The 229-nt window shown below is 61.6% G+C and carries 1 pseudogene; it reads right to left on the reverse strand.

What is annotated here, in order from left to right:
- Nucleotides 1–97: 97 nt before the first annotated feature.
- Nucleotides 98–229 (reverse strand): annotated as a pseudogene (locus ACLQ24_RS30750) (IS256 family transposase); the annotation flags it as partial.

Below are 229 nucleotides of genomic sequence, written 5' to 3' on the forward strand. Positions count from 1 at the left end.
TCTCCGCCGCCCGCCGGTAAACAGCCCAACATCATCGATAGAACGGAGAGAAGTTACACCGTTCGGATGACAGACCCTGTAACTGGATTTCGATGGGTTACTTGCGGCCTGCGGACAGGCGGCCTTCGAAGGTGATCTCGAAGGCGTTCAGGGCGGCTTTCCAGCGGGTGATCCAGCGGCGTTGACCGGTGCCGGTCGGGTCCAGGGCCATCACGGCGAGGTACACGCA

The sequence above is a fragment of the Micromonospora sp. DT4 genome (genome assembly GCF_049841675.1).
GTDB lineage: Bacteria > Actinomycetota > Actinomycetes > Mycobacteriales > Micromonosporaceae > Micromonospora.